The following is a 19,923-nucleotide window of genomic DNA, read 5'->3' as shown; positions in this document are numbered from 1 at the left end:
CCCAGATACCTCGCGCGGGGGTTGCTGGGCCGCCGTCAGGTAGTAATGGGGGAAGTATTTTGTGAAAGCACTTTCCTATTCGGAAAGTAGTTGATGCCGTGGAAGTACTTTCACAGGCGGTGTCGACGATCTGGTCGCCGCCCCGAGCACAGGAGCTGACATGAACGCGAACCCCACCCCGCAGCAGGCAGCCCGACCTTCTCAGCCAAGTCGAGACGAGCCACCTCGGCGATTCCCTGACCCGACTCGAACCGGAGCTGAACAACCCAACGCGACTGGGCATCGTCTCGAGCCTGAAGAACCGGGACAAGGCCGAGTTCAAACTGCTGCGCGACAGCCTCGGCGTCTCCGATTCCGTCCTCTCACGGCACATCACCGCAATCGAGAAAGCCGGGATGGTCGAAGTGAAGAAAGGCTATGTCGGCAAACGCCCGCGCACCTGGGTCTCGATCAGCCCAGACGGATACAACCGTCTCGAGGCGCATATCCAGGCACTGCGGGAACTGGCCGGCGCCTAGGCTCGAGAATCACTGTTCCCCCTGGTGAGAACTTCGGTTAGAGTGATGGAAAACACTGCAGGGAGGCATGATGACCACACCGACGAGCGCCGAGATACCGTTCCTCGAACTCCACGAAGTCTCGACACTCATCCGAACCAGGCAGCTGTCCTCCCGTGAGGTCACCGAGGCGATGCTCGAACGCATCGAGAGCCTCGAACCCCGACTGCAGGCGTACGCCACGGTCATGGCCGAATCCGCCCTCACCGAGGCCGACCGCGCCGACTCTCTCCTTGCCCGCGGAAACTGGCTCGGCCACCTCCACGGTGTCCCCGTGGCGGTGAAGGACCTCGCGAACACCCACGATGCACCGACAGGTGCGGGCACCACGATCCACGCGGACTTCCGCCCTGACTTCGATGCCACCGTCGTCGCCCGACTGCGGGCCGCCGGAGCCGTCATCCTCGGCAAACTGCGCCTGACGGAGGGCGCGTTCACCGTTCACCACCCGGACCTGCCGACCCCGGTCAATCCGTGGGATGCCGACACCTGGTCCGGAGTCTCCTCATCGGGATCCGGTGTGGCCACCGCGGCCGGACTCTGCTTCGCCTCCCTCGGCTCGGACACCGGCGGGTCGATCCGCCTGCCGTCCTCGGCAAACGGAGTCACGGGACTCAAACCGACCTGGGGCCGGGTCTCCCGCCACGGCATCTTCGCGCTCGCGCCCAGCCTCGATCACATCGGGCCGATGACGCGCAGCTCCCGTGATGCCGCGATCGTGCTGCGTACCATCGCCGGCCACGATCCGGCCGATCCCACATCGTCGCTTGACCCTGTACCGGACTACCCGCAGCACCTAGGTGTCGATAAGGCCCCGGTCGTCGGTTTCGACCGCAAACTCGCCGAGGATCACTTCGACGCCGCGACGAACGCGATGCTCGAAGACACCATCGAGACGATCACCGGAATGGGGTGGCGGGTCCTCGGTGTCGAGACACCCAACATGGAGGCCGCGGCCCAGGAGTGGACGGCCCTGTGCGGAGTCGAGACCGCCGGCGTCCACTCGGAGACGTACCCGTCTCGTGCGGACGAATACGGTCCCGATCTGTCCGGTCTCATCGAGATCGGGCGCGGACTCTCCGCCGTCGACTACCACCGTCTGCTCGAATCACGTCGGGACTTCACCGGCCGCATGCGCGCTCTCATGGCCGATATCGATCTGCTCCTGCTGCCGGGCATCGGCGTCGCCTCACCGACGATCGCGCAGATGGCGAATCTGGGATCCGACCAGAAGCTATTCGCCGCGGTCACCGTGCCGACAGCTCCGATCGACAACTGCGGAATGCCGTCGATCACTCTGCGGCCGGGTTCACCGAACGGGGCACTCCCCTGGCCGCTCAGTTCGTCGGCGGTGATTTCACCGAGCCTTTGGTTCTGGCCGCCGGCCATGCCTTCCAGCGGGCCACGGGCTTCCACACCCGCCACCCCGAGTTGTAGAAGCAGCACCGCAGCTCACTTCGCCGCGCTGCGGGCCACCATCTCCGTGATCCAAGTCGGGGCGAAGGGTGAGGTGCATCCGGGAGAGGTCGGGTAGTCGCGGAGCACGCCGAGGCGCTCACCGATCTCGATGGCACGTTTCCGCAGGTCAGGGTTCTCGATGCCGATATAGGACAGGGTCTCGTTCATTGCCCACTGCAGACGTTCGGGCGCATCGGCCATCTCGGCCTCGATCACGTCGAGCAGCCCGGGCAGGTCCAAGCCCTCGGGCTTGCGGTTGACCCGCTCGCTCGTCAGCGCCCACCCGGCCGAGGCGACCACGGGGTCCGGATCGTCCAGCCATGACAGGCGCAGCGCCTCGGCATGGGGTGACTTCTTGACGATGTAGCTGACCAGCCAGCCGTGGACTTTCGGGACTCGGGAGTCGCGCAGCATCTCATCGAGCTGTGCTTCGCTCCAGGCCTTCGGGCGCATGATGAGGATCGCGACGAGGCGGGCCGCGGTATCTCCGGTGGCCCACAGCTCGGCGGCGAGTTCATCGTTCTTCTTCAGCTCCTTCGCCACGGCCCGCAGCTTCGTCAGGTTGACCGCGTGGTCGTCGCCGTGGCGGGCGTTGACGGCGCGGATCTTCCCGTCCTCGAGCGAGGCCAGGGTGGCGAGCACCTCGGTGCTGGCGGTCATGGTGTCCTCTCGGTCAGTCGTCGTCATCGGCATGCGGTGAAGCATCGATGTCGGCGCGTGATCTCTTCGAATTCCTGAAGCCGACGATGACAACGATCATACCGACGACAGCACCGATGGCGGTTTCGATGGCACGGGAGGCCAACAGCTCCGCGACCGGGTGCGGGTTGCCGATCTGGGTCATGAGCAGGGCCAACGGGGTGATGAAGAGCAGCGCCACCGAATAGTTGCGCAGCACGTAGATCTCGGCGAGGAACTGCAGCAGGATCACCCAGACCACCAGCTGCCACGCCTCGGTGGGGAACGAGAACAGGAACGCGGTGACGATCACGCCCAGCAGCGTTCCGACCACACGGTGGACGCCGCGTTTGAGACGGGCCGACCGACCGGGCGGGGTGATCGGTGCGACCGCGGCGACCATCGCCCAATAGCTGTGGGACAGCAGCGGCAGCACATCGATGAGCAGGGTGCCGAGGATTCCCGCGATGAGCGGGGCGATCGTGAATCGGGCGGCATGTGCTGCCAGGTCGGCCTTGCCCACCGGCGAGAGCCCAACCCGCACATAGGTCTCCTTCTCCGGAGGCATGCGTTCCCCGGCGAAATGAGCGAGCGCTCCGAGACCGACGCTCACCAACGCCGAGGCGGCCGCCACCCCCAAGGCCACCGGTACCGATGCGCCGTTCGGAATGGATCCGACGGCTCCGGTGGCGAAGATGAAGAAGATCGACCCGCCGGGCTTGAGCCGGAAGCGCAGGGCGACGGCCGCGCCCGCACCGGACACGAGTGAGGTGACGACGACGAGCACCCACACCGAGACACCGAGGTTGCCCAGCAGGGCGCCGATGCCCACGCACACGACGAGGATGGCGGCCGCGATCGATTGCCGCCTGGTCCGCGAGCGTGGGGATTCGAAGCGCGCGTAGATGCCGGTGAAGGCACCGAAGGCGGCATAGACGGCGAGGTCGAGGCGGTCGATTCCGAGCAGCACGAGGAGCGGGATGGCGACTCCCAGGGCGATGCGGAACGCGGGAATATGGTCGCGTTCGCCCGGTGGGATGCGGAAGAACTCCTGCAGGTGGCTCAAACGGATTCGGCCTCTTTCGAAATCGAGGACGGACCCCGCTGACGGGATCGCTGAGATGGGATGATGAGCCGACGACTCCCTTCGATCGTAGTCCGCCTTCGGGACGAATGAATGTCTTCTGCCGACAGGAGTGACCAACCTCGCTCGCCGAGGCGGCCCACCGAGACCGTGATCACCACCGTCACCGTCGACTCCGGTTGTCCTCCCCCGAACGGATGCGTGCCGCCTGCCGGTTGAGATGGTTGCGTTCGGCGAGGCTGCCCGCCCATTCGGCCGCCCGGGCGTAGAGATCAGCGGCCCTCTGCGTCTCCCTTGCTTTTTCGCGCAGGTGTGCTTCGACGGCGAAGTAGCGCGGCAGACTCTCGTCCAGGTTCCGCAGTTCGGCCAGGCCGCCCGGGCCGTCGGCCTCCCCGATGGCCACGGCCCGGTTGAGACGCACGATCGGCGTATCGCGCAAGGCCAGCAGATCGTCGTACCACTGAACGATCTGCACCCAGTCGGTGTCCTCGACTCTCTGCGCGTCGGCATGGAGTGCGGCGATCGCCGCCTGCGCCTGATATTGGCCGAGTTCATCCCGGGCAAGCGCTGTCTGGAGGATTCCGATGCCCTCCACGATGAGCCGTCGGTCCCAGCGGGCGCGGTCCTGATCGACCAGAGCGATGAGTTCGCCGTCCGGGCCGAATCGGGCATCGCGGCGGGCGTGATGGAGGAGCATGAGCGCGAGCAGTCCGTCCACCTCGGCCGATTCGATCACCGACTTCAGCGTCCGAGTCAGTCGGATCGCTTCGGCGACGAGGTCGACATCGCCCGAGTGCCCTTCGTTGAACACGAGGTAGAGGGTGGTGAGCACCGAGGACAGGTCACCGGGCCGGTTGAGCCGGGAGCCAGCGATCGTGGATTTGGCGCGGCTGATGCGTTGGGCCATCGTCGCCTCGGGCACCATATAGGCCTCGGCGATCTGTCTCGTCGTCAGTCCGCCCACCGCCCGCAGGGTCAGGGCCACCGCCGAGGCGGGGCTGAGGTCGGGATGGGCGCAGAGGAAGTAGAGATCGAGGGTGTCATCGCCGTTCGGAACGCCGTCGGTCCCCGGTTCGGCCGAGGTCCCGGGTTCGGCGAGCGTCGCAGCCATGACCCGTTCCTCGCGTTTCATCCGTGATCCTTCGGAGCGCACGGCATCGAGGAACTTCCGCCACGCGACCGTCACGAGCCAGCCCCGCCGGTCGCGGGGCGGATCGGACGGCCACGATCGCAGGGCTTCGATGAGCGCGTCCTGAACGGCATCCTCGGCGGTCGCGAAGTCTGCTCCACGACTGACGAGGATGCCGATCACGGCGGGGACGAGCTCACGCAGCTCCGCCTCGGCGAGGGGATCCGGATCGATCATCGCGGACTCCGTTCGCGTCCCTGCTCACTCGTCCACGCTGGGTGCGTGGTCGAGGAAGGGGCGGAGTTCGAGCCATTCGTTGATCGGCTCCCCGCCCTTGCCCGGGGCGGCCGACAGCTCGCCGGCGAGTTCGAGGGCGCGGTCGTAGCTGTCGACGTCGATGGCCATCCAGCCGGCGATGAGGTCCTTCGTCTCGGGGAAGGGGCCGTCGGTGACCGGAGGCTTGCCCGGTCCGCCGGACTGGACGAAGGTGCCCTCCGGGGACAGCGCCTGGGCGTCGACGAATTCGCCGGATTCCTTGAGCTTGTCGGCGAAGGCGTTCATATACGCCACGTGCGCGTCGACCTCCTCGGGACTCCACTGGTCCATCGGCGCGTAGTCCATGTACTGCGCGGGCATCCGATAGTGCTTGAGCATGAGGTACTTGGCCATGATGGTCTCCTTGTCTCGTGTCGCTCGCACGGGTTGTGCTCGCTGACATCACTGGGACGCAGCCGGACGAGTGTTCTCGACATCAGCGGCGAAGAATTCTCGTCACGAACGCCGATCACAGTCCCAGAATAGGCCGATGTGTCCGTCCTGGAACATGCGTCACCGGATCCGAACACAAATCGGCCCAGGTCACGGCGCTGCGCTGAGAGGCTTGTCTTGTACGAAACACCGACAGCTTTTTGCACATGAGACCAGGAGCAGATCATGAAGGCACAGACACTTCTCAAGACCATCACCGTTGCCGGAGCGCTCGCAGCGACCCTGACGCTCTCGGCCTGCGATATGAACATCACCTTCGGCCCGGAAGGTCAGGGACAGGAACAGGGCCAGGAGCAGGACGGCCAGCAGGCACAGCAGACCGAGGACACCGAGACGACCGTCGAGGAGCCGGCTTCGGATTCGGGCTCGACTTCGGATTCCGGCTCCGCCGGTTCGGGTTCGACGGGCACGACGGACAACGGCACCACCGATAACGGCACTACCGGCAGCGGCGGATCCACGGATTCGTCCAGCGCCTCCTCGGCGAGTGACTCCTCCGCCTCGAACGGCTCGGCGTCGACCGGATCGTCGTCCTCGAACGGATCATCGTCGTCGAGCGGCACGACCGGCGACAGCGGATACCAGGGTCCGCGCATCGGCGAAGACGGAGTCGAACTCGACGCCGACGGCAACGGCAAGATCCCCGCCGACGTTCTCGAGGCGGACATCAAGAACGCCTACGCCAAGCAGGGCACCACGGTCGACACCGTCGACTGCTACTCCGACCTGCGCATCTTCTCCCACAGCGGCTCGCAGAACTGCACCGTCACTGCTGCCGGCAAGAATCACTACGGCACTGTGAAGATCACCTCGGCGTCGCAGTCCGGCATCGGCTACAGCCTCGAGTTCCCAAACATCTGAGCCGCCCGCCGGGCCTGCGAAACGTACCCCTCGAGCGTCTCGTATCCCCGACTCGCACTCCCCTGGTCACCTCGGCCAGGGGAATGCGTTCGTCGCGGTCTGGAACAACTCGGTATTCTTCGTTGTTGAGCCCAGAGTGGGTGTCGGTCCAACCGCACGTCGGCCTCGACGTTCCGGCCAGCCGGGCCCATGTCAGATTCGACAACCTCACAGATCACAACTGACAAGGAGCACCATCATGGCACTCTCTGACAAGAAGGTCGCATTCCTCCTCACCCGCGGCGTCGAGCAGGTCGAACTCACCAGTCCCCGCGCCGCGCTCGACGAGGCCGGAGCGACGACCGTCATCGTCTCCCCGTCCGAGGGAACGCTGCAGGCGATGGAAGGCGATTGGGAGCATGCGCAGACCTTCGACGTCGACGTTCCCGTCGCCGAGGCCTCGGTCGATGACTTCGACGCCCTCGTCCTGCCCGGCGGCACTCTCAACGCCGACGCCCTGCGCCTGAATGAGGACGCCGTCAACCTCGTCAAAGCGTTCTTCGCCGCCGATAAGCCGGTCGCGGCCATCTGCCATGCGCCATGGATCCTCGCCGAGGCGGGTGTGGCGAAGGGACGGAAGCTGACGTCCTTCATCTCGACGAAGACCGACCTCATCAACGCCGGAGCCGACTGGGCCGACACCGAGGTGGTCGTCGACGGCAACCTCATCACCTCTCGCAACCCCGGCGACCTCGATGCCTTCAACAAGGCGATCGCCGAAAAGCTGAGCTGAGCTGGAACGATGCCTCCCTCGCCGAGGTGGCCACCTCGGCGAAGAACTCCCCCGAAACGATCGTTTCGGGGAGTTCTTCTGTTCGTCATCTGAGGTATTGACAGCCGCGCTTATGATCAACTCATGCCACCCTCCCTGTTCGTCAAGGCGACGATTCCTGCCCTCGCGGCGCTGCTCATCTGGCTCCTCTTCGTTCTCTGCTCCACAGCGCCTCCGGCACATGCCGCCTATGCGACCTCGGGTCCGATCGGGGCGATGCACAAGTCGCTCGGCGGAAATACGGGCAAGCTCGGTCCTGCGACCGGCCCCAAGCGGTGCACGCTGATCCAGAAGGGCTGCTATCAGTCGTTCAAGCACGGCAGCATCCATTGGACGAAGGCTACGGGCGCCCATGCGACTCTGGGTGCGATCCGCACTGCATGGAAGAGGTCCGGATGGGAACGCGGCCCCTTGGGGTATCCGACGAGCAATGAGTACCGTTCCGGATCCGAGACCCGGCAGAAGTTCCAAAACGGAAAGATCGTGTGGACGGCGAAGTCCGGGGCGAAGGTGCAGGTGACGAAAGCACCGTCGTCGTTCGCGATCAAGGGGTCAGGCTTCGGCCACGGGGTCGGGATGAGCCAGTACGGAGCACGCGGGATGGCGGCGGCCGGAAAGTCCTCGACGCAGATCCTGCAGCACTACTACACGGGTGCGAAGGTCACGACGATGTCGAAGAACGCCGATGCCAGCCTCAAGGTGCAGCTGCTGACCGGGAAGAAGTCCGTGACGATCACCCCGCGTTCCGGTCGTCTGCGCGTCAAGGCCGGGTCGAAGACCATCGAATCGGGATCGAAGGTCACGATCGAGCGGACCTCGTCCGGTTCGGTCAAGGTGACAGTCGGGGCGAAGAGCTATTCCGGGTCCAAGCTCACCATCGAATGGCAGGGCACCCGGTATTGGAAGGGCTCCTCGGCGACGACGGTATCGGTCAGCGGTGCACAGGACGGAGCGACCGGCACCTACCGGCACGGGCGGATCGAGATCGGACAGCTGAAGGGTTCGCTCAATGTCGTCAACGTGCTGGGGCTCAACAAGGAGTATCTGCCGGGAATCGCTGAGATGCCGGCCTCGTGGCAGTCCGAAGCCCTGCGCAGTCAGGCCATCGCCTCTCGCACCTACGCTTACCGCAATCTCGGTGCCGTGAAGCCGGCTTGCGGGTGCAACGTCTACGACGAGGTGGCTTCGCAGCGCTTCCTCGGGTGGACTCGCGAGAATGCTGCCGGCTCAGGGCCATGGCGCAAAGCCGTGACTGCGACACAGACCTCCAGCGGGTCGACGGTGAAATCGGCGCGTGTCGTCACGTACAAGGGCGGACTCATCGATGCCGTCTACTCATCGTCAGCCGGGTCGAAGACGCATTCGGCTGCCGAGGTGTGGGGTTCGGCTGTGCCCTACCTGGTCTCGGTCGATGACTCGCCGTCGAAGTATGCGTCGGCACAGAACCCGAACGCCTCGTGGTCGGTGACGGTCAAGCAGGCCGATATGGCCAAGACGTTCGGTCTGGCTGACGTGCGGTCTGCGACGGTGACGAAGACCGGCTCGGGGCTGGTGAAGACGGTGAAAGCCACCTCGGTGAAGGGAAAGACCGAGAGCCTCACCGGCGATCAGCTGCGGACGAAGCTCAAGCTCAAGTCCGCATCGTTCAGCGTGGCCTGACCGCGGCAGACCGAGCTCAGTCAACGCCAAACTCGAAAAAGTCGCCGCTGGTGACGACCTTTTCGAGTTTCGCGTGGCTTGAGGGACTCTCCTGCTGGTTCAGACTCCCGCAGGGGTGAGCAGCCCTCGGTTGACAAGTTCGACTTCCTTCTCGCGCACGATCGGGATGACGGTCTTGCCGAACGCCTCGAGTTCCTCCTGGAAGTGGAGGAAGCCGGTGAGGATGAGGTCGACGCCGATCTTCTTGTATTCGATGATGCGGTCGGCGACCTGCTCGGGGGTGCCGATGAGCTGGGTGCGGAAGCCGTCGTTGTACTGGACGAGGTCTTCGAAGCTCGAGTCCGCCCACATGCCCTTCTTATCGTGAGTCGAGGCTCCGGCCTGCTGCACGGACTTGCGGAATCCTTCGACGGCGCCCTCATCGGCTTTGGCGATGATCTCGCGCAGCTGTTCGCGGGCTTCGGCTTCGGTGTCGCGGACGATGGCGAACCCGTTGAGTCCGAAACGAACCTTTCGATTGTGGGCGCGGGCCACCTCGGTGACGTCGTCGTACTGTTCGCGGAATCCGTCGAAGTCCTTGCCGTTGGAGAAGTACCAGTCGGCGTGCTTGCCGCCGTTGATGCGGGCAGCCGACGAGTTTCCGCCTTGGAAGATCTCCGGGTGGGGCCGTCCTTCGATCGGGTAGGGGCCGGGGCGGAGGGTGAAGTCGTCGACGGTGTAGAAGTTGCCGCGATACTCGACGTTCTCCTGTGTGAAGAGCTTGCGGACGACGTCCATGAACTCGGCGGACCGGCGGTAGCGTTCGCCGTGTTCGAGCCAGGGCAGGCCGAGGCGGGTGTATTCGTCCTTGAACCAGCCGGAGACGACGTTGATGGCAGTCCGGCCCTTCGTGAACTGGTCGGCGGTGAGGATGAACTTCGCGAGCACGGCCGGTTCCCAGATGCCTGGGTGGATGGCGGCGATGACCTTGAGCTTCTCGGTGGCCAGGGCCAGTGCGAGTGAGGTGGCGGTCGATTCGTGCTGCTGGGCAGCGCCGTAACTGGAGAAGTAGCGGACCTGGCTGAGCGCGTATTCGTAGCCGACAGCCTCGGCGGTCTGCGCGAGCTTGACGTTGTAGTCATAGCCCCAGTCGGTGCGCTGTTCGATGTTCGACACAACCAGGCCGCCGGAGACGTTGGGCACCCAGTAGGCGAACTTCAGGTCTTCGGGCTCACCGGTGTAGATCGGGTTGGCGTGGATGTTCGTCATTGTGAGTCCCTTCCCATCGAAACTGGCATGAGCACCGTGTCCGCTGACTGCGGGCTGCTTGCGTTTGCGGCGTCCGCACCGGACCGGTTGCTGCGACGTCATCGGGCCAGTTCCCTTAAGTCGCTCGAGATGTGTGCAGGTGTGCCGTGCCAGACTGCTGAGACGCAGACCACAAGCGGCGGACAGATTTCGCGGACCGACGTACGGCGTCACAATGACGCACTTCGCCATGAGCCGTCATCCGATTTGTGTTCTTGTGGCGGTCGCCCGCTGCCGTCTCGCGGAGCACCCCTCACGTTTCGCGGCAAACCGCCTCGTTGCGCCGGTGAGTTAAGGCAGGAACGACGAGGGATGCGTAAGCACGTGTAGGAGATACCGCGACCGAGGTGATTTGCCGCGAAAGGTGCTGGATGCCCGAAAACCGGCGTCCGACGACCACTCGGATGAAGTCAAAGCGCTCTGAACAAGTGGTCTCGTCCCAGCTTAGGATCTCAACGTCGAAGTCCCGGCCCGCATTGACTGCGAGACCGGGACTTCCGTGGCGGAGGATAGGGGATTCGAACCCCTGAGGGCGTTAACCCAACCCGCGTTCCAGGCGAGCGCCATAGGCCACTAGGCGAATCCTCCGCGAATCAGCTTATCCGAGTCATGACGACAATGCGAAATCGCGGTGGCCGAGTGTGAAGCATCCCACTTCCCGCAGGTGAACACGCGACCTCGACGTCCGACCGCGATCACGCGACCTCATCACCCGACGGCACACGGTTCAGTCCGCGACGGCGCGGAGATGCCGTTCTGCCGGCGGCTGCGCCCCGTCCTCCCGTCGGCGTTCGATGCTGCCGTCGTTGATCCAGCCGTGCAGCGTCTCCAAGCGGGACTGCGTCACCGTGTCCACCGGCTGATAGACCGAGAGCGTCAGCCTCTGGTTCTCCTGCGCGATGAGCGTCGTCATCGTCAGCTTGAGCGTGCCCACATACGGGTTCTCAATGGTCTTGACCCGCCCGACAGATCGACCGACCGTTCCCGAGTCCCACAGGCGGCAGAATTCCGGATTCCTGCGCAGCCGCGACAGCAGCGGCGACCACTCCGGATCGTCGATCGACTCCGCGTACGAGGCACGCAGCTTCGCCACGACCTGCGCCCGGTGACCGTCGTCGGAGTGGAAGGTCCGCGCCCATTCCGGGCTCTCGAAGGACTGGATCGCGCAGTTCCGGTCGGCTGGAGCGAGTGCTTCGAGGTCGGAGGCGAGATACCGTTCGACGGAGTTGAAGGCGAGGATCGTATACCGCGGATCAGTGACCATCGCCGGCAACGGCAGCAGTTCGTCGAGCAAGGTGCGCATCTGCTCTCCCACCGCAGAGTCCCCCGGGTTCGCGACTCGATCCGGGTATCCGCCCAGCAGGAAGAGATGGGCACGCTCCTCACGGTCGAGCAGGAGCGCCTCGGCGATGGATTCGAGTACCGACTCCGAGGGGTGGACCTCGCGCCCCTGCTCCAGCCAGGTGTACCAACTGGTGCCGATGTTCGCGAGCACAGCGACCTCTTCGCGCCGCAGTCCCGGCACCCTCCGCCGGGTGCCCGACGCGAGACCGACCTCGCAGGGCCGCACCCGGTTGCGTCGCGAGCGCAGGAATCGTCCGAGCTCCTCAGTTCTCACTTGTGCCATGCCTCCATTGTCCGCCCGACGGTCACACCCTTCCACCCCGTCACCGCTCTCAACCTGGTGGTCCGACCAACACCATCAGCACGCCCTCCCACTCCCCCACCGCCCACCGCAGACTGGATCCATGAGAGATTCCCACACGCAGACATCATCGACCTCCTCCGCTGCGGTTCCGACCTCGGCCCTCGCCGAGGCGGCACCCGGTCCCGCGGCGCCCCCGACTCAGCCGTCCCCAGTCCTCTGGCCGCTGCACCTCGGTGCGTTCCTCGCCACGTTCATGTTCTCCGTCTCGAACGTCGCGATCCCCGCAGTCAAGGCTGACATCGGTGCCGCTGAGTCGACCTCGGCCCTCATCGTCGGTCTGTTCTCCGCCGCCTTCGCCTCCGGTCTCATCCTCTGCGGTCGCATCGGGGACCGCTTCGGGCGTCGCCGCCTGTTCATGATCGGCACGGGCTCGCTGGTCATCACCTCGCTTGCGGTCGGACTGGCACCCGATCCGTTCTTCCTGCTCGCGGCTCGCACAACGCAGGGCCTGGCAGCGGCGGTGATGATGCCGCAGATCCTCGCGAGCTTCCAGCATTCTCTGACCGGAGCCGCACGGCTGAAGGCGATCAGCCTCTTCGGCGCATTTTCCGGAGTCGGCACCGTCGGCGGCCAGGTACTCGGCGGAGGCCTGATCTCGGCATTCGGCGATACCTGGGGGTGGCGGGCAGCATTCCTCAGCTGCGCGGTCGCCGCCGCTGCCGCCTTCCTCGGTTCCCTGCGACTGACCGAATCGCACAGCACCGACCCGGCCCCCCTCGACGCCCCCGGTGCGGTCCTCCTCGGCGTGGGCATGATGTGCCTCGTCATCGGACTGGCGCTGGGCCCTGTCACCGGCTGGCTGCCCATGCCGGCGATCCTGCTGACAGTCAGTGCGCTGTGCTTCACGGTTTTCGCTCTGTGGCAGTCGAGGGCCGCAGCGACCGGCCGGTTCCCACTCATCCCGCCCGACGTCGTCGCGGTGCCGGCCGCGTGGGCGGGAATGCTCATGGCTCTTGTCTTCTTCGCTGGATTCGGCACCTTCCTCTTCAACTTCTCCCTGCTCTCACAGACCGGACACTCCGATCCGGCATATGTCTCCGGTCTCACCCTCGCCGTGTTCTGCATCGCATTCCTCGTCGCCTCCTTAGTGGTTCATCGCCTGGTCGCATCTTTCACCGGTCCAGGCACGATGCTGCTGGGCACCGGGCTGCAGATTGCGGGACTCCTCGGCGTCGCATGGGTCGCCTCGAGCGCGGGAGCCGGGTGGCATCTGTGGTTCCAGGGTCCTGCACTCATCCTCGGCGCGGGTCAGGCAATGCAGTTCGGTCCGCTGGTGGGCACAGTCGTCGGCGCCGTCCCCGACCGGCTCGCGGGACTGAGCGGCGGTCTCATCGCGACGATGCAGCAAGCAGGCATCGCCGTGGGTGTCGCACTCCTCGGTGCGCTCTTCCACTCCTTCACAGCCGCTGTCGGGTTCGACAGTGCCTTCGCCTTCGCCTGCCTGGTGCAGATTGTGCTGAGCATCGTCTTCGGCGCAGGCGCGTGGTATCTGCATCATGCAGGCCGCAGATGATGTCCTGGAACGGCTGTTTCGGCATAGGCTTGCCGTGAGCAGTGCCTGAGCGGTCTCAGCCGACTCCGCTCAGGCACGGCACTGACAGAGGAGTCACCATGAAATTCATGCTCATCATGCGCACAGTCGACCAGGCCGCCGTCGAACGGATGGCCGAGGCGGATTTCGACGAGATGATCGCCGCCATGGGCGCCTACAACGAATCGATGATCAACGCCGGTGTCATGTCCGACGGCGCAGGTCTGGCCGATCCCTCCGAAGGGGCGGTCGTCGACTTCGGCGGACCCGAACCGACCTCGACGACCGGCGCCTACGGCAGTCTGCGGGAGCTGTTCAACGGATTCTGGATCGTCGAAGTCGCTTCCCAGGACGAGGCTATCGCCTGGGCGAAGAAGGCTCCGCTGGAGACCGGATCCCAGATCGAAGTGCGGCGCATCAACGGTCCCGAGGATTTCCCCGAGGACAACGAATGGATCCAGAAGGAGAAGGAATGGATCGAGCAGGGCCGCCTCGACAACGGTTGAGCCCTGCGGCACCCGATTACCCTGTGGCCCCGCCCACTCGTTTTGTTCACCGAGGCCGCTCTCGACTAGACTGATTCACGGCTCCCCGTGCGGCGTCATCTTGTGAACTCCCCCAGGGCCGGAAGGCAGCAAGGGTAAGCGAGCTCTGTCGGGTGCACGGGGAGTCCTCTATTCCCCAACATCACAATTCCACAACTCCCCTTATCCCCCGTCTGCCCTGGTCAGCTCTGCCCGCACTGACCTCCGGGCCCCGAAATCGGGGCCGCAAAGCGAATTCGTTAATACTTTCGTGATTTTGCTTCATTACCATTATTCGCAGTTCTCATCCCTGTGTTTTAACGAGGTTTCCCTGTTGTCCACGAAGATCCAAGGGGCCATTGCCGCCCTTTCGGCACTGGCCCTGCTCACGGCGTGCACCCCGTCGAGCGACGATCCCGATGCGACCCGCGATGGCGCGAACAAGACCGCCGAGGCGGCCGAGGATCCCGTATTCCGCGTCGGAGCCATCAGCTCCGAGGACGCAGAATCCGCGTCCGAATCGACGTCGACCTCGCAGCCCAGTGACGATGCGACCTCCACTGCGGAACCGAGCCAGTCCACCGATGCGGCCACCGCGATGCCCGGCGCCGGGGACTTCGGCGAAGTGACCGAATCCGGCGACGAGATCGACCTGGAAGCCGGCCAGCGGATCGGCATCTCCGTCGAGAACGCCGACCTCAGTGACATCTCCGTCACTGAGGAGGCTCACCCCCGGATCGCGCACGATCCCGGCACCTTCTTCGACGCCTCCGGCACCGCACTCGAGCCCGATGAGGACGCAAAGGCCGGTTCGTCGACACCGTCCTCCACCGAGTCCGAGCCCGCCGACAACGCCGAGGCGGTCTCCGCCCCGGACGAGTCCGCCGCCTGGATCTCGACCTTCGGCCTCGTCGCCGACAGCGAATACACCGTGAACGCCACCGCCACCACTGCCGACGGCGACGAAGTCGACCTCGACGCGACGATCACCGTCGGCGCCAGCGACGGGGAACCGATGTCGGTGCGCACAACGCTCTCCGACGATCAGACCGTCGGCGTCGCCGCTCCCATCATGCTCAACTTCGGCTCCACCGTGTCCGAGGACTTCCGCGACGATGTGGAGCGCCGCCTCTCGGTCAGAGTCACCGACGAGAGCGGCAAGGAGCGCAAGGTCGAAGGCTCATGGGGTTGGCTCTACGACGATCCGCAGTCCCGACTGCACTTCCGTCCGAAGGAATTCTGGCCGGCTCATTCGAAGGTCTCCGTCGACGTTCCGCTCAAGGACGTGCCGACCGGTGAGAACAGCGTGGGCCAGAACGATCTCACCCTCGACTTCGAGATCGGACGCAAGCAGGTCACCGAGGCCGATGTGAAGACCCACCGCATGACCGTCACCCGTGACGGCAAGCAGGTCATGGACTTCCCGGCCTCCCTCGGCGCACCGAAGTCCCCCTCATACAACGGCACGCATGTGGTGATGTCGAAGGCCGCCGACTACACGATGACCTCCGAGCAGTGGGACTACGAGACCGATGTCCAGTGGGCAGTGCGCATCCACAACAACGGCGAATTCATCCACGCCGCTCCGTGGTCGGCCGGCGTCCAGGGCTCCCAAAACGTCTCGCACGGCTGCATCAACCTCACCACCGAACGAGCGAAGCAGTACTACGACTCCGCGATCTTCGGCGATCCCGTCGAGGTCACCGGTTCGAGTGTGAACCTGTCGACTGACGACAGCGACATCTCGGACTGGGTCTACTCCTGGGATGAATGGAAGAAGCTGAGCGCCCTCGATTGAGAGCGCCCAGCCTGCTTGCCTGATTCGGCCGTTATCTCGCCGTCGACTGACTCGCGCCGTCGACTTACTTGTCGATCTTCTTCACTGCCTTGTCGATCATCGGCACATAGCGCTCCAGCGTCCACGGGACGGTGAGCGGGTTGATGATCGAGGATCCGGTGACGAAGGGCTGATCATCCGGAGCCACGACGGCTCCGGACTTGATCGCTGGGATGTTCGCGTACAGTCCCTGCGATTCGATCTCCTTCTTGTTCTTCTCATCAGAGTAGAAGGTGAAGATGAGGTCCGAGTCGTTGAGCTTATCCGCGTTCTCCAGACCGATGAGCGCAGAATCCGTTCCCGGCTCGTCGTATTCCTTCTTCAGTTCGTCGATGACCGGGTCCGGAGTCAGTCCGAGCGCGGAGACCATCGCCACACGCTGCTCGGTGGGATAGAAGACGCCGAGGGTGCCGGGACCGGAATTGTAGATATAGGAGAACGTGAGGTCCTTGTACTCCTCCCGCTTCGCCTCTTTCAGCTGCGTCTTGATGTCGTCGACGAGCCCTTCAGATTCCTCTTCCTGACCGAGTGCCTTGCCGATCGTGGTGATCTGCTCATCCCATTCGATGGTCCACGGCTGCTTCGGGTAGGCCACGGTCGGGGCGATGTCATCGAGCTGCTTGTACTGCTCGGCAGTGATTCCCGACCAGGGGGCGAGGATGACATCCGGTTCGAGTTCGGCGATGGCCTCGACGTCGAGTTCCGTATCGCCCTGGAACTGTTCGGGCAGCTTCTCACCCTTGTCCTTCACAGCCTCGTAGATCCACGGCATGTAGCCGGTGTCATCGGATCCCCAGGCATATTCCTCCATGCCGACCGGTGTCTTGCCCAAAGCGATCGCAGTCTCCGTCGATCCCTGGCCGAGGGTGACGACGCGTTCGGGCTCGGTTTCGATGACCGCTTCGCCGAGTGCGTGCTTGATCGTCACGGTCTCGAAATTCGCGGACCCGGATTCCTCCGCGGCCTGCGATCCCTGCCCGCAGGCGGTGGCGGTGAAGGAGAGCGCGACGAGCGCTCCGGCGATGACGGCCCGGCGGCTGTGAGGAACTGACATTCCTGTCCTTTCGACAGTGGTCGGAGCCTAAAACGGCCCCTCGACATTAACATAGGCCAGCCTAACTTAACCTACCGCCGTTTCCGCAACACCTGTAAGCCACTTCACGTCAGGCAGTCTCATCTGCTGACAGCAGAAACCCTCGCCGAGGCGGCCCCGCTGACCGTAGGCTCACCCCATGACCGATTTGCTCCCGCACAGCCCGACCCCGCCGCCGCTGTGGCGTGAGGCGCTCGGCCGAGCACTCAGGCTGCGCCGCACCGATATGAGGCTCACCCTGGCTCAGGTCTCCCAGCGGTCCGGCGTCTCGACCCAGTTCCTCTCCGAGATCGAACGTGGGCTCAAGGACCCGTCGTCGGAGGTCATCGAGGCCGTGGCCGAGGTTCTCGGGCTCCAGCTGCCTCAGATCCTCGTGCTCGCGGCCGTCGGCATGACCGCTGAGGTCCCATCCACCACGCTGCTGTCCGCGACCGGCATGACGCGAGCCGCACCTGCGCCGCCGGCGGCGGGTCAGGTGCGGCTCGCTCTGGCCGCCTGAGCGGCTCAGCCGTTCCCGGCCTCGAGCCGGTTCGCTCGCAGCACCTCGAGGCGGGCGCGGTACTCTGCCTCCTCGATGTCTCCTTGTGCGAAGCGCTGCGCCAGTGTCGCCTCGGCGCTCTTCGTGCCCGCTCGTGCGGCATTCACCCACGGCGGTCCCCCGGCCTGACGCCAACGGCGACGGTTGAGGGTCACGATGAGGGTGACGATGAGTCCGATGACGAGGACCCAGAAGATCGGAATGAGGAAGAAGAACGGCCAGGCCAGCGGTCCGTGTTCCATGTGCATGATGCCTCCTTGGCGGGTGTCCACGCCGTTCGTGGACCTGAGTCCATCACACACCTCGGCCCGGTCGCTGCGAATCCGCCGGCGGGAGTCACCTGCGCTGCTCCTGACGGAGCAGGGTTCAGCGTTCATTGAGCCAGCCGGGCGACACCAGCCCCGATTCGTAGGCGAGGACGACGAGGTGGACGCGATCCCGGGCCCCGACCTTCGTCATGATGCGAGAGACATGGGTCTTCGCGGTCAGCGGGGACAGCACAAGCGTCTCGGCGATCTCGTCGTTCGACTGTCCTTGGCCGACGAGCGCGAGGACTTCGCGTTCGCGGTCGGTGAGCACGTCGAGACCGGCGTCGGGTTCGGCCTTCAGCCCCAGTGACATCCGCGAGAGCAGGTATTTCGTGACTTCGGGCGAGAGCAGAGCCTCGCCGGCGGCGACGACGCGGACGGCGCGGATGAGGTCAGTCGGGTCGGTGTCCTTGAGCAGGAAGCCGCTGGCGCCTGCGCGAACGGCCCGAACGATGTATTCGTCGAGTCCGAAGGTCGTCACGAGCACCACGCGGACGGCGTCGAGCCGCGGGTCGGCGGCGATCTCCTCCGTCGCCCACAGCCCGTCTCCGTCGGGCATGCGGATGTCCATGAGGACGACGTCGACGGGTGCCGTGCGCAGCTCATCAAGCAGGGCCTGCCCGCCGGAGGCTTGGATCGCGACCTCGATATCGTCCTCGGAGTCGAGCAGCGAGGCGAAACCCGCGCGTACGAGCTGATGGTCGTCGGCGATGGCGACTCGGATCGGCGTCATCGCCGCGGCTCCTTATCCGTTGGCTCTGCAGGGTCGACGCTCCAGGGAAGGTCGACGTCGACGGTGGTTCCTCTCCGGCCCGCCGAGGTCAGGGTGAGCGTCCCGTTCAGCAGCTTCGCCCTCTCGCGCATGCCCATGATTCCCGTCCCTTCGACTCCGTCCGGGAGTCCCGTCCCGTCATCGCTGATGTGCACGCGCAGCCGGTCCGAGCTCCGCTCGATCACGACCCGTGCACTGCCGGCTCGGGCATGCCTGAGCACGTTCGTCAGCGCTTCCTGGATGATCCGATAGGCGGCCGCATCCGTCGCCTGGCCGGGCTGTTCCCGTGCTCCGTCGGAATCCTGGGCCCGTCGATCGTCACGCTGATGTCCGTGGAGCCGACGAGGCGGGAGACCAGAGCCGGAACAGCGTCGAGACCGAGCACCGGCGTCAGTGGCGCCGGCCCCGGCATGTCCGAGGAACCGGTGTCCGAGCGCATCGTGTGCAACACGGTGCGCACTTCGTTGAGCCCGGTGCGGCTGAGATCCCTGATGGCCGCCAGCGCGGAACGCGCCTGGTCGGGATCGCGGTCGATGAGGTGTTCGCCGACTCCGGCCTGGACATTGATCTGGGACAGAGCATGACCGAGGACGTCGTGGAGATCCCGTGCGATGCGCAGGCGTTCGGCCTGGACCACCTCGGCGTGCCGGGCGCTCTGCTGCGCTGCCTCTTGGCGACGCAGCTCGCCCCGGCGTCGGACGAAGGCGCCGACGCCCACGGCGATGGCCAGTCCCATCGTCGCCGAGACCACCCGCCCCACCGACCATTCGATTCCCAGTACGGGACCGAGCAGCAGGCAGCCCGCCCAAACTCCCGCAGCCGAGCGATCGCCCAGAGCTGTCGTCCGCGGACCATCGCGGCGACGATGGAGAAGAGGAAGGCGGCGTAGAACGGCGTCGTTCCGGGCCCGGCCGATGACCACGGTCCGCGGTCGCCCCATGTGCCCGGCCCCACCCCATATACGCCGGAGCCAGAAACAGGAGTCACCGCCGCCCACACCAGGATGTCGAGAAGGGTGAGACCGGCCAGTGCGGCCACGCGCGGTCCGGGCCACCTCGCGGCGAAGAAGAAGATCGCGGGTGAGACGACCGCGGTGCCGATGCGGACGATCATCGCGGCCGCAGACGTTTCGGTCTGCACGGCGAGAACGATGGCGAACGGCAGTTGCAGCACCACCGCAGCGACGGTGAGAAGGACGATCCGTCTGCGAGCGCGCGGCGGAATCCCTTCCGCGGGTGCTCGGCGATCAGGACGTTCCGGTCTCATTCTCCGATGGTAGCGACCCGCACCGGACGTCGTCGTCATCCTCGGGGAGTACGT

20 protein-coding genes, 1 tRNA gene and 1 other RNA gene are annotated in these 19,923 nt (G+C 65.2%); 10 read left to right on the top strand and 12 right to left on the bottom strand.

Annotated features, from left to right (window positions below; genetic code table 11):
- Positions 1-236: 236 nt before the first annotated feature.
- Both AC2W7L_RS12180 and AC2W7L_RS12175 read left to right on the top strand, forming a co-directional pair.
- Positions 237-518, top strand: coding sequence for a winged helix-turn-helix domain-containing protein (locus AC2W7L_RS12180; RefSeq protein WP_486004678.1), 282 nt, complete (start codon positions 237-239; stop codon positions 516-518).
- Between the two features lie 70 nt (positions 519-588).
- Positions 589-2,091 (top strand): amidase, encoded by a 1,503-nt coding sequence (locus AC2W7L_RS12175; RefSeq protein ID WP_486004676.1) that lies wholly within the window; start codon positions 589-591, stop codon positions 2,089-2,091.
- On the opposite strand, the gene AC2W7L_RS12170 is transcribed toward AC2W7L_RS12175, so the two are convergent.
- The 4 genes from AC2W7L_RS12170 to AC2W7L_RS12155 all read right to left on the bottom strand — a co-directional run bounded on the left by AC2W7L_RS12170 (position 2,010) and on the right by AC2W7L_RS12155 (position 5,575).
- Complete coding sequence (locus AC2W7L_RS12170) at positions 2,010-2,675, bottom strand: DNA alkylation repair protein (protein WP_486004675.1); 666 nt, start codon at positions 2,673-2,675, stop codon at positions 2,010-2,012. The two genes, AC2W7L_RS12175 and AC2W7L_RS12170, sit on opposite strands and share 82 nt — an antisense overlap.
- Before the next feature lie 13 nt (positions 2,676-2,688).
- Positions 2,689-3,759, bottom strand: coding sequence for an FUSC family protein (locus AC2W7L_RS12165; protein ID WP_486004674.1), 1,071 nt, complete (start codon positions 3,757-3,759; stop codon positions 2,689-2,691).
- A gap of 181 nt (positions 3,760-3,940) precedes the next feature.
- On the bottom strand, positions 3,941-5,143 hold the full coding sequence (locus tag AC2W7L_RS12160) for an RNA polymerase sigma factor (protein ID WP_486004673.1): 1,203 nt from the start codon (positions 5,141-5,143) through the stop codon (positions 3,941-3,943).
- Positions 5,144-5,167: 24 nt separating this feature from the next.
- Positions 5,168-5,575, bottom strand: a complete 408-nt coding sequence (locus tag AC2W7L_RS12155) for a YciI family protein (protein WP_062244908.1) — start codon at positions 5,573-5,575, stop codon at positions 5,168-5,170.
- A gap of 264 nt (positions 5,576-5,839) precedes the next feature.
- Here AC2W7L_RS12155 and AC2W7L_RS12150 point away from each other — a divergent pair, with 264 nt between their 5' ends.
- The 3 genes from AC2W7L_RS12150 to AC2W7L_RS12140 all read left to right on the top strand — a co-directional run bounded on the left by AC2W7L_RS12150 (position 5,840) and on the right by AC2W7L_RS12140 (position 9,005).
- Complete coding sequence (locus AC2W7L_RS12150; RefSeq protein ID WP_486004672.1) at positions 5,840-6,535, top strand: hypothetical protein; 696 nt, start codon at positions 5,840-5,842, stop codon at positions 6,533-6,535.
- A 238-nt stretch (positions 6,536-6,773) separates the two neighbouring features.
- Positions 6,774-7,307 carry a type 1 glutamine amidotransferase domain-containing protein gene (locus AC2W7L_RS12145; RefSeq protein ID WP_486004671.1) on the top strand — a complete coding sequence of 178 codons (534 nt, stop codon included), beginning with the start codon at positions 6,774-6,776 and terminating at the stop codon, positions 7,305-7,307.
- Between the two features lie 123 nt (positions 7,308-7,430).
- Positions 7,431-9,005 (top strand): SpoIID/LytB domain-containing protein, encoded by a 1,575-nt coding sequence (locus tag AC2W7L_RS12140; RefSeq protein ID WP_486004670.1) that lies wholly within the window; start codon positions 7,431-7,433, stop codon positions 9,003-9,005.
- 99 nt (positions 9,006-9,104) lie between these two features.
- Here AC2W7L_RS12140 and sfnG read toward each other — a convergent pair whose 3' ends face one another.
- The 3 genes from sfnG to AC2W7L_RS12125 all read right to left on the bottom strand — a co-directional run bounded on the left by sfnG (position 9,105) and on the right by AC2W7L_RS12125 (position 11,919).
- Positions 9,105-10,253: a dimethylsulfone monooxygenase SfnG gene (gene sfnG / locus AC2W7L_RS12135; protein ID WP_486004669.1), complete on the bottom strand. Its 1,149-nt coding sequence runs from the start codon at positions 10,251-10,253 to the stop codon at positions 9,105-9,107.
- A gap of 539 nt (positions 10,254-10,792) precedes the next feature.
- Positions 10,793-10,880 (bottom strand) — tRNA-Ser (locus tag AC2W7L_RS12130).
- Between the two features lie 139 nt (positions 10,881-11,019).
- Positions 11,020-11,919, bottom strand: a complete 900-nt coding sequence (locus AC2W7L_RS12125) for a helix-turn-helix transcriptional regulator (protein ID WP_486004668.1) — start codon at positions 11,917-11,919, stop codon at positions 11,020-11,022.
- Between the two features lie 121 nt (positions 11,920-12,040).
- Here AC2W7L_RS12125 and AC2W7L_RS12120 point away from each other — a divergent pair, with 121 nt between their 5' ends.
- From AC2W7L_RS12120 to AC2W7L_RS12105, 4 genes are all read left to right on the top strand, one after another.
- A complete protein-coding gene (locus AC2W7L_RS12120; protein ID WP_486004667.1) occupies positions 12,041-13,513 on the top strand; it encodes an MFS transporter in 1,473 nt (490 codons plus the stop codon).
- A gap of 98 nt (positions 13,514-13,611) precedes the next feature.
- The gene (locus AC2W7L_RS12115; RefSeq protein WP_486004666.1) at positions 13,612-14,037 is read left to right on the top strand and encodes a YciI family protein; all 426 of its coding nucleotides are present in this window, start codon (positions 13,612-13,614) and stop codon (positions 14,035-14,037) included.
- 76 nt (positions 14,038-14,113) lie between these two features.
- An RNA gene (ffs, locus tag AC2W7L_RS12110) (signal recognition particle sRNA small type) lies at positions 14,114-14,209 on the top strand.
- Positions 14,210-14,389: 180 nt separating this feature from the next.
- Positions 14,390-15,853, top strand: coding sequence for a L,D-transpeptidase (locus AC2W7L_RS12105; RefSeq protein WP_486004665.1), 1,464 nt, complete (start codon positions 14,390-14,392; stop codon positions 15,851-15,853).
- Positions 15,854-15,917: 64 nt separating this feature from the next.
- Here AC2W7L_RS12105 and AC2W7L_RS12100 read toward each other — a convergent pair whose 3' ends face one another.
- On the bottom strand, positions 15,918-16,946 hold the full coding sequence (locus tag AC2W7L_RS12100; protein ID WP_486004664.1) for an iron-siderophore ABC transporter substrate-binding protein: 1,029 nt from the start codon (positions 16,944-16,946) through the stop codon (positions 15,918-15,920).
- A gap of 178 nt (positions 16,947-17,124) precedes the next feature.
- Here AC2W7L_RS12100 and AC2W7L_RS12095 point away from each other — a divergent pair, with 178 nt between their 5' ends.
- On the top strand, positions 17,125-17,484 hold the full coding sequence (locus AC2W7L_RS12095) for a helix-turn-helix domain-containing protein (protein ID WP_486004663.1): 360 nt from the start codon (positions 17,125-17,127) through the stop codon (positions 17,482-17,484).
- Between the two features lie 5 nt (positions 17,485-17,489).
- Here AC2W7L_RS12095 and AC2W7L_RS12090 read toward each other — a convergent pair whose 3' ends face one another.
- The 4 genes from AC2W7L_RS12090 to AC2W7L_RS12075 form a co-directional block, all read right to left on the bottom strand.
- The gene (locus AC2W7L_RS12090) at positions 17,490-17,771 is read right to left on the bottom strand and encodes an SHOCT domain-containing protein (protein WP_486004662.1); all 282 of its coding nucleotides are present in this window, start codon (positions 17,769-17,771) and stop codon (positions 17,490-17,492) included.
- A 118-nt stretch (positions 17,772-17,889) separates the two neighbouring features.
- Positions 17,890-18,564 carry a response regulator gene (locus tag AC2W7L_RS12085; RefSeq protein ID WP_486004661.1) on the bottom strand — a complete coding sequence of 225 codons (675 nt, stop codon included), beginning with the start codon at positions 18,562-18,564 and terminating at the stop codon, positions 17,890-17,892.
- Positions 18,561-18,824 carry a sensor histidine kinase gene (locus AC2W7L_RS12080; protein WP_486004660.1) on the bottom strand — a complete coding sequence of 88 codons (264 nt, stop codon included), beginning with the start codon at positions 18,822-18,824 and terminating at the stop codon, positions 18,561-18,563. The genes AC2W7L_RS12085 and AC2W7L_RS12080 overlap by 4 nt, the downstream gene beginning before the upstream one ends.
- 5 nt (positions 18,825-18,829) lie before the next feature.
- Complete coding sequence (locus AC2W7L_RS12075) at positions 18,830-19,543, bottom strand: sensor histidine kinase (protein WP_486004659.1); 714 nt, start codon at positions 19,541-19,543, stop codon at positions 18,830-18,832.
- Positions 19,544-19,923 lie beyond the last annotated feature (380 nt).

Source organism: Brevibacterium sp. LAARM3_SD1 (assembly GCF_057364765.1).
This window is presented reverse-complemented; position numbering and strand designations above follow the sequence as displayed.